We start from the raw sequence: 15,676 nt of genomic DNA on the forward strand, positions 1-15,676 counted from the left end.
GTCTCCGAGGGCGGCGAACCGCCCTGCCACCGGCAGGGCGGAGTAACGCGGTCTACGTGGATCCGATGAAGTTTGTCGGTGCACGCGGCGGTAGAGCAACACGGACAGGATGAGGACAAGCTGCATGATTCGGGTGGTCGGGGACCGGAAGAACGAGCTCGTGGCGGTGCAGGCATGACCCGCACGGCTCGCGTACGCCCGACCCGGACCCGCCGCGGACCGCACGTCCCGACCCTGCCGCAACTCATGGCCACCGCCGTGGAGGCCAACCCGGGCGGCACCGCCGTCGTCCTGGCCGACGCCGACGCCGCCCTGGCGCGTCTCGGCTACGGCGAACTCGACGAACGCTCCAACCGGCTGGCCCGGCTGCTCATCGCGCGCGGCATCGGCCCGGAGGATCTGGTCGCGGTCGGCATCCGCCGCTCGGTGGAGTCCGTCGTCGCGGTCTGGGCGGTCGCCAAGACCGGCGCCGGATTCGTGCCCGTCGACCCCAGCTACCCGGCCGACCGCGTACTGCACATGGTCACCGACTCCGGCGCGGTCCTCGGCCTGACCGTCGCCGACACCCGCTCCACGCTGCCCGCCGCCGTGCCGTGGCTCGACATCGACACCGACGAGTTCCTGGCCGCCGCGAACACCTACTCGGCCGAACCGGTCACCAATGCCGACCGGGTGCGCCCGCTGCGCGCCGAGCACACCGCCTACGCCATCTACACCTCCGGTTCCACCGGGCTGCCCAAGGGCGTCGTGGTCACCCACACCGGCCTGGCCGCGCTCACCGCGGAGATGCGGGAACGCTTCGGCATCGGCGCGGAGTCGCGGGTGCTGCACGTGGCCACCCCGTCGTTCGACGCCTCCATCATGGAACTGCTGATGGCCGTGGGCGCGGCGGCGACCCTGGTGGTCACCGTGCCCGACGTGTACGGCGGCCCGGAGCTGGGCGCGCTGATCGCCCGCGAGGGCGTCACGCACGGCCTGATCACGCCGTCCGTGCTGGCCTCGCTGGATCCCGAGCAGCTGACGGGCATGGAGTCCATCGTCGGCGGCGGCGAGGCGGTGTCGCCGGAGCTGGTGCGCCGATGGTCGACGAGCCCGTCGGGCAACCGCCGGTTCTTCAACGCCTACGGCCCCACCGAGGCCACCATCGCCACCAATATCTCCGATCCGCTGGCGGCGGACCGGACGGTCACCATCGGTGCGGCGATCCGTGGCGCCACCGCGCACGTGCTGGACGAGCGGCTGCGGCCGGTCCCGGCCGGAGCGCCCGGCGAGCTGTACATCGCGGGCGCGCTGCTGGCCCGCGGCTATCACGCCCGCCCCGAACTGACCTCATCCCGCTTCGTGGCGAATCCGTTCGAGGCAAATGGTTCCCGGCTCTACCGCACGGGCGACCTGGTGCGCGCCAACGCCGCCGGTGAACTGGAGTACCTGGGCCGCAACGACTTCCAGGTCAAGATCCGCGGCCTGCGCATCGAACTCGGCGAGATCGACGCCGTGCTGGCGGGCGACGAGTCGGTCGACTTCGCGGTGACCATCGGCCACGAGGTGAACGGGCGCGCCACCGCGCTGGTCTCGTACGTGCATGCCGCACCGGGCTATTCGATCGACACCCCGCAACTGTCCGAGCTGGCGGAACGGGCGCTGCCCGCGCACATGGTGCCCGCCGCCATCATGGAGCTCGACGAGATCCCGCTGACCCCCGCGGGCAAGCTGGACCGCCGTGCGCTGCCCGAACCGCAGCTCGAGATCGGCGAGTACCGCGCGCCGGAGACCCCCGCGCAGCAGGCGGTGGCCGAGGTCATCGCCGAGGTGCTGCGCCTGGACCGGGTCGGGCTCGACGACGACTTCTTCAGCCTCGGCGTGGATTCCATCACCGCCATCCAGATCGTGTCCCGGGCGCGCGCCCGCGGCCTGGGCTTCAAGCCGCGCGAGATGTTCGCCGCCCGCACCGTGGCCGCGCTGGCCGAGGTCGCGGTGCCGGTCGAGAACGCCACCGCCACCGAGGAACTCGCGACCGGCCCGCTGGTCGAGCTGGACCCGGCCGACGAGGCGCGGCTGCGCGAGCAGTACCCGAACCTGTCCGAGGTGTGGCCGCTGACGCCGCTGCAGTCCGGCATGCTGTTCCACGCCCGCCTGGCCGAATCCTCGGTCGACGCCTACATGGTGCAGTTCGCCCTCGACGTGGCCGGTGAGATCGACGTGGCGCGCGTGCACGCCGCCGCCCGCGCCATGCTGGAACGGCACGTCAACCTGCGGGCCGTCTTCGCCGAGGACAGCGCGGGCAATCCGCTGCAGGTCATCCTCGACGACGTCGAACTGCCCTGGCAGTACCTGGATCTCAGCGACCGCGAACCCGCCGAGGCGCTGGCCGAGACCGACCGGCTGATGGCCTTCGACGTGGCCCGCCACTTCGACATGGGCGCGGGCCCGCTGCTGCGCATCACGCTGTTCCGGACCGCCGCTGACCGCTACCGGGTGTGCGTCACCAGCCATCACATCCTCATCGACGGCTGGTCCATGCCGCTGCTGGTGCAGGACATGCTGCTGCTCTACGCGGCCGACGGCGACGCCTCCCGGATCCCCGCGGTGCGTCCCTACCGCGACTACCTGGCCTGGCTGGCCGCCCGCGACCACGGCGCGGCGCGCGAGGCCTGGCGCGAGACCCTGGCCGGATTCGATGACCCGACCCCGCTGGCGGCGGTCGACCCCTCCCGCGAGATCACCTCCGGCATCGGCGAAATCACCTTCACGCTGTCCGAGACCGACACCGCGACCCTGACCAAGGTGGCCCACGACGCGGGCGTCACGCTCAATACCGTCGTGCAGGCCGCGTGGGGTCTGCTCATCGGCCGCAGCACCGACCGCGACGACGTGGTCTTCGGCGCCACCGTCTCCGGCCGTCCGCCGCAGCTGGCGGGCATCGAGACCATGATCGGCCTGTTCCTCAACGCCATTCCGGTGCGGGTGCGGCTGAACGCGGGCGACACCCTCGCGCAGGTGCTGCGGTCGCTGCAGGACGAGCAGGCCGCCCTGCTCGACCACCACTACGTCGGGCTGGGCGAGATCCAGGAGATCGCGGGCGTCGACGGGCTTTTCGACTCCATCGTGGTGTTCGCCTCGTTCCCGGTGGACGAGGAATCGCTCGACGACGCCGCCGCGCCCATCGACGGCGCGGGCATCCTCGGCGCGTCCGCGACCAACGGCACCCACTACCCGCTCACCGTCATGGTGCAGCCGCGCGGCAAGGGCCTCGGCTTCGGCGTGAAGTACCTGCGCGACCTCTTCGACGAGGACGCCGCGCAGGCCATCGCCGACCGGCTCGCGGCGCTGCTCGGCCGCATCGCCGCCGATCCGCGGGCCCGCGTGGCCGAGATCGACGCGCTGCTCGACGGCGAACGCCGCGCGCTGGCCGAGGTCAACGCCACCGAAGTGCCCGAGCTGCAGGACGATTCGACGCTGCTCACCCTGTTCGACGCCCAGGTGGCCCGGACGCCCGACGCCCCCGCCGTCGTCTTCGACCGCATCAGCCTCACCTACGCCGAGCTCGACGCCCGGTCCCGTCGCCTGGCGCAGGAGCTCACCCTGCGCGGTGTCGGCGCGGAATCCCGGGTGGCCGTGGCCATGCGGCGCAGCATCGACCTGGTCGTGGCCGTCTACGCGGTGCTGCGGTCCGGCGGCGCGTACGTGCCGGTCGACCCCGATCATCCGGCCGAGCGCAACGAGTACGTGCTGGCCGGATCAGCGCCGGTGTGCGTGCTCACCCGCGCCGCCGACGACTTCGAAACCGCTTCCGGCGTCCCGCTGTTCTTCGTGGACGCGCTCGCGGGCGCGGACCAGTTCGTCGAGGTGGCCCCCGCTCCGGTGCGTCCGGACAATGCCGCCTACGTCATCTACACCTCCGGCTCCACCGGCCGCCCCAAGGGTGTGGTGATCACGCATCGGCAGATGGCCAACCAGTTCCGCTGGTCGCAGCGCACCTACCCGCACCGTCCCGGCGACGTGGTGCTGCACAAGACGCCGATCACCTTCGACATCTCCACCTGGGAGCTGTTCTGGCCCTTGCAGACCGGCGCGACCGTGGTCGTCGCCGAGCCGGACGGGCACCGCGACCCGGCCTACATCGCGCGCGTGATCGACGAATACGCGGTCACCTCCGTGCATTTCGTGCCGTCCATGCTCGACGCGTACCTCGACGGCGCGGCCCGGCGACACCCCTCGCTGCGCTGGGTGTTCGCCGCCGGTGAGGCGCTGTCCGCCGAGAGCGCCGCGAAATTCGCTGCGGCGCTGCCGGACACGAAGCTGGTGAACTGGTACGGCCCCGCCGAGGCCACCGTGGTCACCGCCCATCCGGCCGAGCGCACGCACGGCGTCGCGGTGCCGATCGGTGGCCCCGTCGCCAACACCCGGGTCCTGGTGCTGGACCGGCAGCTGCGCCCCGTGCCGTTCGGCGCGGCCGGCGAACTGTATGTCGCCGGTGTGCAATTGGCGCGCGGCTACCTCGGCGCGCCCGCGCTGACCGCCGAACGCTTCGTCGCCCACGAGAGCGGGCAGCGGCTCTACCGCACCGGCGACGTGGTCCGCTGGGTGCCGTCCGGCGGTGCTGAGCCCGCCGGCTCGGCCGGCACCGGCCACGCCCTGGAATACCTGGGCCGCAGCGACTTCCAGATCAAGCTGCGCGGCCAGCGCATCGAACTCGGCGAGATCGAGACCGTGCTGCTCGGCCACCCCGCCGTGCACCGCGCCGCCGTCTCCTTGGTGCGCGGGGAGACCGGCGACCGCCTGGTCGCCTACGTCGTTCTCGAGGACGACGCGCAGGTGACCGATACCGACCTGCTCGCCCACACCCGCGAATCCGTGCCCTCCTACATGGTGCCCTCGGCCGTGGTGCGCCTGGAGGCCATGCCGCTCAACGCCTCCGGCAAGCTCGACCGCAAGGCGCTGCCGGTGCCGCAGTTCCAGGCCCGCGAATACCGCGAGCCCGCCACGGCCGCCGAGCAGACGGTGGCCGAGATCTTCGCGACCGTGCTGCGCGCCGACCGCGTCGGCGCCGACGACGACTTCTTCCAGCTCGGCGGCAACTCGCTCAACGCCACCCAGGTGGTGGCCCGCCTGGGCTCGGCCATCGGCGCCCGGGTCCCGGTCCGCGCCCTGTTCGAGCACCCGACCGTCGCCGAACTCGCGAATTCCCTGGACGCGCTGGCCGATTCGGCCGTCGCCGGCACCGCCCCGCTGCGGCCCATGCCGCGCCCGGAGCTGATCCCGCTGTCCTACGCGCAGCAGCGCATGTGGTTCCTCAACCGGCTCGATCCGGAGGCCGCCACCTACAACCTGCCCACCGCGCTGCGCGTCACTGGCCCGCTGGACGTGCCCGCGCTGCGCGATGCCGTGGCCGACCTGGTGGCCCGGCACGAGGTGCTGCGCACCTACTACCCCGAGCACGACGGCGTCGGCCACCAGCTGATCCTGGCCATCGACGCGCCCGACGCCATGCCGTCGCTGCCGGTCGTGCAGGTCACCGAAGCCGATGTGGCCCAGGTGGTCTCGGAGGCCGCGTTCGCGCCGTTCGACGTGACCGTCGCGCCGCCGCTGCGGCTGCGCCTGCTGCGTCTGAGCGACGACGACCACGTGCTGGTGTGCGTGGTCCACCACATCGCCGGTGACGGCTTCTCCGGCGGCCCGCTCACCCGCGACCTGATGACCGCCTACTTCGGCCGCATGCGGGGCCGCGAGCCGGAGTGGTCGCCGCTGCCGGTGCAGTACGCGGACTTCGCGCTGTGGCAGCGCGAGAGCCTCGGCGACGAGCACGATCCCGCCTCGCCGCTGGCCCGCCAGTTCGACTTCTGGCGTGACACCCTCGCCGGACTGCCCGACCAGCTGGAACTGCCCACCGACCGGCCCCGCCCGGTGGTGGCCTCCGGCCGCGGCGCGGTGCACGTCTTCGATATCGACCCGCACGTGCACGCCGCCCTGAACCGGGTCGCGCAGCAGCACAACACGACCCTGTTCATGGTGCTGCACGCCGCCTTCGCGGTGCTACTGGCACGCGTGTCGGGCACCCGCGACATCGCCATCGGCGCGCCCATCGCGGGTCGCGGCGAGGCCGCTCTGGACGAGCTCATCGGCATGTTCGTCAACACCCTGGTGCTGCGCACCGAGATAGACCCGAACGCCGGTTTCGCCGAACTGCTGACCGCGGTCCGTCGCACCGACCTGGCCGCCTTCGAGCACGCCGACGCGCCGTTCGAACGCATCGTGGAACTGCTCGATCCGCCGCGCTCGCAGGCCCGGCACCCGCTGTTCCAGGTGTCGATGACGCTGCAGAACATGACCCCGGCGGTGTTCGAGCTGCCGGGCGTCACCGTCTCCGACGTCGACCTGACCGTGCCGGTCGCCAAGTTCGACCTGGACCTCACCCTGGTCGAGCGCACCTCCACCGACGGTGTGGCGCAGGGTATCTCGGCCGCGTTCACCTACGCGACCGACCTGTTCGACGCCGACACCATGGACCGCCTGGCCGAGCGCCTGCGCCGCACCCTGGTCGCCGCCGCCACCCACCCCGAACGCGCCGTCGGCGACTTCGACCTGCTGGCCGTGGACGAACGCCAGCGGGTGATGACGGACTGGAACGCCACCGCCGTCGATCTCACGGCCGGGCAGCACGCCTGGAGCTCCACGCTGCTCTCGCAGTTCGAGACCCAGACCCTGCGCACCCCCGACGCGATCGCGATCGACAGTGGCGGCGAGCGGGTCACCTACGGCGAGTTCGCGGCCCGCGTGCACCGCCTGGCGCGCCGCCTGATCGCCGAGGGCGTCGGCCCGGAAACGCTGGTGGCCCTGCACATCCGGCGTTCGCTGGACTTCGTCACCGCCGCCTACGCGGTGCTGTCGGCGGGCGGCGCGTACGTGCCCCTGGACCCGGACCAGCCCGCCGAACGGGTCGCCCACGTACTCGACACCGCCGACCCGGTGTGCGTGCTCACCACCTCGCGCGACAGCTTCGACGCCGGCGAGCGCCGCGTGCTCGAGGTCGACACCGCGATCCTGGCCGGCTACGCCGAATACCCGGTCACCGACGGGGAACGCCGGGCGCCGCTGCGGCCCGAGCACACCGCGTACGTCATCTTCACCTCCGGCTCCACCGGCCGCCCCAAGGGCGTCGCGGTGCCGCACGCCGCCGCGGTGAACCAGATCCGCTGGATCACCGGCGAATACGGGATCGGCCGCGACGACGTGGTGCTGTTCAAGACCCCGGCCACCTTCGACGTCTCGGTGTGGGAACTGTTCGCCCCCTTGGCCACCGGCGGTCGCATGATCGTCGCCACCCCCGACGGCCACCGCGACCCGCAGTACCTGGCCGACGTCATCGCCGCCCACAACGTCACCATCACCTCGTTCGTGCCGTCCATGCTGCGGATGTTCGCCGCCACCGCCGACCCGGAGCGGATCGGTTCGCTGCGTGCGCTGCTGGTGGCCGGTGAGGCCTTCACCTCCGACGCCGTGGACGCCTTCCGCGCGATCAGCCCGGCCGCCCTGCACAACCTGTACGGGCCCACCGAATTCACCGTGCACGCCACCGCCGCGCCCGTCCGCGCCGACGTGGCCGGGGCCGTGCCGATCGGCGGCCCGGTCTGGAACGCCCGCGCCTACGTGCTCGACGCGCGCCTGCACCCGGTCGCCCCCGGCCTGGTGGGCGAGCTGTACCTGGCGGGCGCGCAGCTGGCGCGCGGCTACGTCGGCCGCCCCGACCTGAGCGCGGAACGCTTCGTGGCCAGCCCCTTCGGCCGCGGCGAGCGCATGTACCGCACCGGCGACCTGGTGAAGTGGAACGCCGACGGCGACCTGGTCTACCTGGGCCGCAGCGACTTCCAGGTGAAGCTGCGCGGCCTGCGCATCGAACTCGGCGAGATCGAGGCCGCCCTCACCGCGCACGACTCCGTGGACCAGGCCGTGGTGGTGCTGCACTCCTCCGAGCACACCGGCGACATGCTGGCCGCCTACGTGGTGCCCGCCGCCGGCGGCGCCATCGATCAGGACGCGCTGCGGGCCCACCTGGCAGCCCGGCTGCCGTCCTACATGGTGCCCGCCGCCACGGTGGTGCTCGACGCCATGCCGGTCAACGCCAACGGCAAACTGGACCGGAAGGCCCTGCCCGCACCGGAATTCGAGGCGCGCGAGTTCCGCGCCCCCGTCTCCACGGTCGAGCTGGCCGTCGCGGCGGTCTTCGCCGAGACCCTCGGACTGGACCGGCCCGTCGGCCTCGACGACGACTTCTTCGCCCTCGGCGGCAACTCGCTGGTCGCCACCCAGGTGGTGGCCCGCATCAACACCGCGCTCGAATCCGGGCTCGGGGTGCGCGACCTGTTCGAGGCCACCACCGTCGACGAACTGGCCCGGCGCGTACTGACCGGCAGCGGCGGCCGTCGCCGTCCGCCGCTGGTCGCGGGCCCGCGCCCGGAGTTGGTGCCGCTCTCGCTGGCCCAGCAGCGGATGTGGTTCCTCAACCAGTTCGACACCGCCGCAACCGCTTACAACCTGCCGATGGCCCTGCGCCTGGACGGCGAACTGAACGTCGAGGCGCTGCGCCAGGCCGTCGCGGACCTGGTGGCCCGTCACGAGACCCTGCGCACCGTGTACCCGCAGAGCGGAGGAGCGGCCCACCAGGTCGTGCTGCCCGCCGAGCAGGCGGTGCCGGAGCTCACCGCCGAGCCCGCCGCGGCCGCCGACCTGCCCGAGCTGATCGGCACGCTGCTGGCCACCGGCTTCGACGTCACCCGCGAGATCCCGCTGCGCGTCCGCCTTTTCGAGGTGGAACCCGCCGTGCACGTGATCGTGCTGGTCGCCCACCACATCAGCGCCGACGGCTGGTCCATGGGCCCGCTGGCCCGCGACCTGATGACCGCCTACATCGCGCGCTCGGCCGGGGCCGCGCCCGCGTGGACCCCGCTCACCGTCCAGTACGCCGACTACAGCCTGTGGCAGCGCACCGTCCTCGGCTCGGAAACCGATGAGCAGAGCCTGATCTCGGAGCAGGCCGCCCACTGGCGCACCGCGCTGGCCGGGCTGCCCGACGAGCTCAACCTGCCCGCCGACCACCCACGCCCGCCGGTGTCCAGCTTCCGCGGCGGCCTGGTGCCCTTCCACATCGACGCCGAACTCCAGCAGGGTCTGGCGCGCATCGCCCGCGAGCAGAACGCCACCCTGTTCATGGTCGTGCACTCCGCGCTGGCCCTGTTCCTGGCGCGCCTGTCCGGCACCGACGACATCGCCATCGGCACGCCCGTCGCGGGCCGCGGCGAGGCCGCCCTCGACGACGTCATCGGCATGTTCGTCAACACCCTGGTGCTGCGCTCGCACGTGGACGGCGGACTCCGCTTCCACGAACTGCTCGCCGCCACCAAGGAAGCCGACCTGCAGGCCTTCGCGCACGCGGACCTGCCGTTCGAGCGGCTGGTCGAGGTGCTCAACCCCGAGCGGTCCACCGCCCGCAACCCGCTGTTCCAGGTCATGCTGGCCTTCCAGAACACCCCCGACAGCGACTTCGAGCTGCCCGGACTGCGGATCAGCGCCCTGGACTCCGGGATCCAGACCTCCCAGTTCGACCTGTCGCTGACCGTCCGCGAAGGCGACGCGGACAGCGGCCTGCACGCCGTGTTCACCTACGCGCGCGACCTTTTCGAACAGCGCACCGTGGAAGTGTTCGCGGAGCGCTTCGTCCGGCTGCTCGAGGCCATCGTGGACCGGCCCGTCACCGCCATCGGCGACCTGCCGCTGCTCGACGCCGACGAGTACGAACTGCTCACCCACGTGCACGGCGACGAGGTGATGGCCACCGCGCTGCTGCCCGAGCTGCTCACCCGCGGCGTCGCCCTGGGTCGCGACCGCGTCGCCATCCGCTACCGCGGGCACTCCATCAGTTACGGCGAACTCGACGACTACTCCTCGCAGCTGGCCCGGGTGCTCATCCGGCACGGCGTCGGCCCGGAGAAGCTGGTCGCCGTGGCCTTCCCGCGCTCGTTCGAGATGGTGGCCGCGGTGCTCGCCATCGCCAAGGCCGGTGGCGCGCACGTGCCCGTCGACCCCGCCTACCCGGCGGATCGGGTGCGGCACATGGTCTCCGACTCCGGCGCCGTCATCGGCATCACCAGCAAGGCCTTCCAGCCCACGCTGCCCGGCGAGGTCGAATGGCTGTGCCTCGACGACGCCGCCACCGACCGCCGGTGCGCGGCCGAGTCCCCGGAACCGGTGACCGACGCCGATCGCGTCGCCCCGATCCGCATGGCCAACCCGGCCTACGTCATCTACACCTCGGGCTCCACCGGAATGCCCAAGGGCGTCACCGTGACCCACGCCGGCCTCGGCGGCCTCAGCGACTACGCGACCGGCCTCTACGACCTCGACGCCGAGCACCGGATGCTGCACATCTGCTCGCCCAGCTTCGATCCCTCGGTGCTGGAATGGATCTGCGCGTTCTCCACCGGCGCGACGCTGGTGATCGTGCCCCGCGACATCCTCGGCGGACCCGAACTCGCCGAACTCATGCGCCGCGAGAACGTCACTCACGCGATCATCACTCCCGCGGTGCTGGGCACCGTCGACCCGGCCGGGCAGTCGCAGATGGAAGTGGTGTCGGTCGGCGGCGACGTGACGCCGCCGGAACTGGTGGCCAAGTGGAAGACCGGAAATCGCGTCTACCACAACGCGTACGGGCCCACCGAGACCACCATCATCTCCACCTACGCGCAGCTGGAACCGGGCCGCCACATCACCATCGGCTCCCCGGTGCACGGCATGTCGGCGCTGGTGCTGGACTCCCGCCTGAACCCGGTGCCGCCGGGCGTCGCGGGCGAGCTGTACCTGTCCGGCGGCGCGCTCGCACGCGGCTACCGCAATAGGGCCGCGCTCTCGGCGGAACGGTTCGTCGCGAACCCGTGGGGTGAACCCGGCTCGCGCATGTACCGCACCGGCGACGTGGTCCGCTGGTTCGCCGAACCCGAACTCCGGGACGGCAATCTGGCCGGGACCCGGGTCGGCTGGGAGCTCGACTACGTCGGGCGCTCCGACTTCCAGGTCAAGGTGCGCGGATTCCGCATCGAACTCGGCGAGATCGACGCCGTGCTGGCCACCCACCCGGGGGTCGACTTCGCCGTCACCGTGGGCCGCAAGAACCACGCGGGCGTCACCGTCCTGGTGTCGTACGTGCTGGCCACGCCCGGCCACTCACCCGACCCGGACCTGCTCACCGAGCACGCCGCGCGGACCCTGCCGCCGCACATGGTGCCCGCCGCCATCCTGGTCCTGGACGAACTGCCGCTCACCCCGGTCGGCAAACTGGATCGCAAGGCCCTGCCGGAACCCGAACTGCGCCAAGGCGAATACCGCGCCCCGAGCAGTCCGCTCGAGGAGACGGTGGCCGCCGCCTTCGCCGAGGCCATCGGCCTCGACCGGGTCGGCGCCGACGACGACTTCTTCAGCATCGGCGGCAACTCGCTGCTGGCCACCGGCATCGTCACCAAGCTGCGCGAGCTCACCGGCGCCGAGGTCCTGGTGTCCTGGTTCTTCACCGAGCCCACGGTGGCCGGGCTCAGCGCCCGCATCGCCGCGGCGCTCGAGGGCGAGCACGACTTCGACGCCGCGGCCGACTCGGCCCTCGGTGTGCTGCTGCCCATCCGGGCCACCGGCACCCGCGCGCCGCTGTTCTGCGCGCCGCCCATGGTCGGCATGGCCTGGCCCTACGCCGGACTGTCCCGGTTCCTGCCCGAGGACCAGCCGATCTACGGTCTGCAGTCCCCGGCCCTCACCGCGGACGACTACCGGCCCGAATCGCTGACCGAGGTCGCGCGCACCTACATCGAGGCAATACGCGAAGTCCAGCCCGAGGGGCCGTACCGGCTGCTCGGCTACTCCCTCGGCGGTGTGCTCGCGCACGCCATCGCCACCGAACTGCGGGCCGCCGGCGACCGGGTCGACCTGCTGGCCGTGCTCGACGCCTACCCGGGCGCCGAATTCGACAGCTTCCGTGAGGATCTGCGCGCGCAGTTCGCGGAATTCGGGGTCGGCGAGGACGCGCTGCCCGCGGGCGATCTGCAGGACCTCAGCGACGAGGCGCTGCACGCCCTGCACGCCGCCATCCCCGCCGAGCTGGCCGTGCTCACCGTGGACCGGCTGCGGCGCATGTACCGCGGCGCGGTCCGCACCGTGGAACTCGGTGCGCGCTACCGGCATTCGGTGCTCGACACCCGGATGGACCTGTTCTCCGCCGAATTCGGCCGCGAGGACGGCGAACCGCACAGCGCCGAGGACTGGCGACCCTACGTCACCGGTCGCATCGCCGAACACGTTGTCCCGGTGCGGCATCAGCTCATGTGCACCCCGGAGGCGTTCGCCGTCATCGGCCCGCGCCTGGCCGAGCTCATCGAGCGGGCCGACCGTGGCGAAACGCCGGAAACCGCCGAACCCGAGGACAACTCGGCGACGGTGGACAAAGCTGAACCGGTGGAGAGCGCCGAACCGGCGAACAACGCCGACTCGATGAACAACGCCGACGACTGGGCCATCACCCAGGTGCTGCCGATCATCCGGCCCGAGGACCTCGCGCCGCCGGTCAAACTGCACGATCCCGCCGAGCCCGCGCGCTCGGTGGGCTCCGAACCCGATATCGCGTTCGAGCCCGACGCGGCCTTCGAACCCGATGTCGCCGTCGAACCCGATGTCACCGGAGAACCGGACGTCGCGTTCCGGCCGGAGCCGGAGACCGCCGCGCCGCGGTACGACGCGTCGGCGGTCTCGGAATCCGGGCCCACCGCGTCCCGCGACGCCGGTGCAGCGGATCAGCCCGCGACCGAACCGGATTCGGCCGCCGACACCCCCGTCGCGCCGAGCGCCGGCCGCCCCGCGGTCCCGGTGTCCGCGGCGTCCGGCCCCGCGCTGAGCGCGGTCGGCGAGGTGTCGCCGCTCCCCGCCGGAGCCATCGGCCTGCTCGAGGTGGAGCCGTCCGGCATCTGGGTCCGGGCCATCACCCTCGACATCGCCGCCGGCATCTCCGGCACCCGCGTGCGCCGTTCGGTCGCCGGTCTCCTGGACCGGCACCCCGGCCTGTGGGCGCGCCTGCGCCGTGACGGCGACACCGTGGCGTTGGACCTTCCCGCCGTGCAGCCGCGCGGCGCCGCGGTGGTGTGGCAGATCGACCCGAACGTGGAGGCCGTCGGTGACCCCATCGAGGCCGTGATCCACGCCGCCGCAGCCGAACTCGACCCCGAGCGCGGCTACAACATGCGCTTCGTCCTGCTCGAGAACGGGGCCGCGGGCGGCGACGCCGGGGACCGTCCCGCCGCCGTGCTGGTGGTGGTCGCGAACGGCCTGGTGGTGGACGACGCCTCGTGGCGCACCGTCATCGAGGACCTCACCGCCTCCTGGTCCGGCGGCCACGCCACCCCGCACAGCGCCGACGCGCACCCGCGCGGCGTCGCCCGGGCCCTGGCCGACCGCGCCGTGGACGACGCCACCGTCGACGAATTGGACTGGTGGCGTCAGGCGCTCGCGGGCGTGACCGAGGGCATCTCCCCGGACCTGGTGCTCGGCGAGGCCGACTCGGGCAGCCGCGGGCGGGTCTCGGTGGCCATCACCGGGGAGGGCGCGGCGGCCGTCGACGCCGTCGCCCGCCGCTACCACGCCAGCATCGACGAGGTGCTGCTCGCCGCGCTGGCCGCGACCCTGCTCGACCCGGACTCCGAAACGCTGCGCGACACGCTGGGTTCGGTGGTGCGCCTGATCGCCGACGGCCGCGTCCCCGGCGACCGGGACGGGCTGCGGACGGTCGGCGCGTTCAGCACCAGCTACCCGTTCCCGCTCCGGCTCGAGGGTCTGGACCTGGCCGAGGTGCGCTCCGGCGGCCCCGGTGCGGGCTCGGTCATCGAGCAGATCCGGGATTTCGCGCGCGAAGTGCCCTCGCACGGTGTCGGATTCGGGCTGCTGCGGTACCTGAACCCGGACACGGTCGCTGAGATCGCGGTGTTGCCGCTGGGTCGCATCGGCTTCCGCTATCGGGATCTGCGTCCCGCCGAGGTCTACCCGGAGCCGGTGGCGGCCGACCTGTACCTGGACGTCACCGTCGACACCAGTCAGGACGGGCTCGTCGCCCGCTTCGACTTCGTCGGCGCGGTATTGACCCTGGACCAGGTCAAGCAGCTGGTCGAGGGCTGGGTGCAGGCGCTGGCCGGACTCGCCGACCACGGCCGCTGAGCGGGTGACGGCACAGCGGCCGAACTGTCGACAGCACAGCCGCTGAGCTGGACACGAGCGGGAATCGACAGGCGACGCGCGGCGGGCCGATGGGTCGCGCCGCGCGACCCGCCCGTAACATTGCGGCTGTTGCGGCGATGGGATAAGCCGTATGGTCTGTCGGGGGTCGAGACAACCGGAATACCGGACCGGGTGGTCTCCGACCAGCAAACGACACGAGATGAAGGTGCGAAACATTGATTCGTCGACATGTCCGGAACGGCCGGCGCGGGGCGCGAGCCGCCGCCTTCCTCGCCGCCACAGCGGTTCTCACCGGTCTCATGACCGGTGTCGGCGGCGGTTCCGCCTCCGCTGACCCGATCATCGACGGCAAGAAGCTGCTGGCCGACCCGGTCTCGGCGGACGGTTCGAAGATCACCAAGGCCGAGATGAAGGACGACCGGAACATCCGGCTCTACGTCTACTCCGCGGCCATGAGCGCCACCTACCCGGTCGACGTGCAGCGTCCCGCCGACACCTCGGTCCCGCGCCCCACCCTGTACCTGCTCAACGGCGCCGGCGGCGGTCAGGACGACGCCTCCTGGGTGAAGAAGACCAATATCGTCAATGGCTTCCTCGGCGACAAGAACGTCAACGTGGTCCAGCCCATCGGCGGCAAATGGTCCTACTACCAGGACTGGAACAACGACGACCCGACCCTGGGCCGCAACAAGTGGACCACCTTCTTCAGCGAGGAACTGCCCCCGCTGATCGACGCCGCACTCGGCACCAACGGCGTCAACGCGATCGCCGGCATCTCCACCTCGGGCACCACCGTGCTCACCCTGGCCGAGGCCAAGCCGGACCTGTACAAGTCCGTCGCCGCCTACTCCGGCTGCGCCCAGATGGCCGACCCGCAGGGCCAGGAGTTCATGCGCCTGACCGTCGAGACCTGGGGCGGCGGCAAGCTGGAGAACATGTACGGCCCGTCGAACTCGCCCGACTGGGCGGCGCACGACCCGGTCATCAACGCGGACAAGCTGCGCGGCATCAACCTCTACATCTCCTCCGGTAGCGGTCTGCCCGGCCAGTACGACACCCTCAACGGCCCCTACGCGCTGCCCGGCGCCTACGGCCTGGCCAACCAGATGATCATCGGTGGCGTCATCGAGGCGGGCACCAACTTCTGCAGCCACAACCTCGCGAACAAGCTGAACTCGCTGGGCATCCCGGCCACCTACAACTTCCGGCCGACCGGTACCCACTCGTGGGGCTACTGGAACGACGAGTTCATCGCGTCGTGGCCGCTGCTCGCCCAGGGTCTCGGCGTCTAGAGACCCACGCGCACACCGTGATACGGCCCGGCACCGGAAGGTGCCGGGCCGTTCGCCGTTATGGCTGTGGTCACAGGTCGCACGGAAGGGCTAAACAAAAAGTTCGGGAACCCGTAAACTCATCT

General features: G+C 71.8%; 1 protein-coding gene and 1 pseudogene. Both read left to right on the forward strand.

The genetic code is table 11. The features are described 5' to 3' along the window. Nucleotides 1-174: 174 nt before the first annotated feature. Nucleotides 175-14,238 (forward strand): annotated as a pseudogene (locus tag ACFRAQ_RS28320) (amino acid adenylation domain-containing protein); the annotation flags it as partial. Between the two features lie 320 nt (nucleotides 14,239-14,558). Continuing rightward, on the forward strand, nucleotides 14,559-15,551 hold the full coding sequence (locus tag ACFRAQ_RS28325) for an alpha/beta hydrolase (protein WP_379105684.1): 993 nt from the start codon (nucleotides 14,559-14,561) through the stop codon (nucleotides 15,549-15,551). Nucleotides 15,552-15,676 lie beyond the last annotated feature (125 nt).

The sequence above is a fragment of the Nocardia sp. NPDC056611 genome, assembly GCF_042792755.1.
Lineage (GTDB): Bacteria > Actinomycetota > Actinomycetes > Mycobacteriales > Mycobacteriaceae > Nocardia.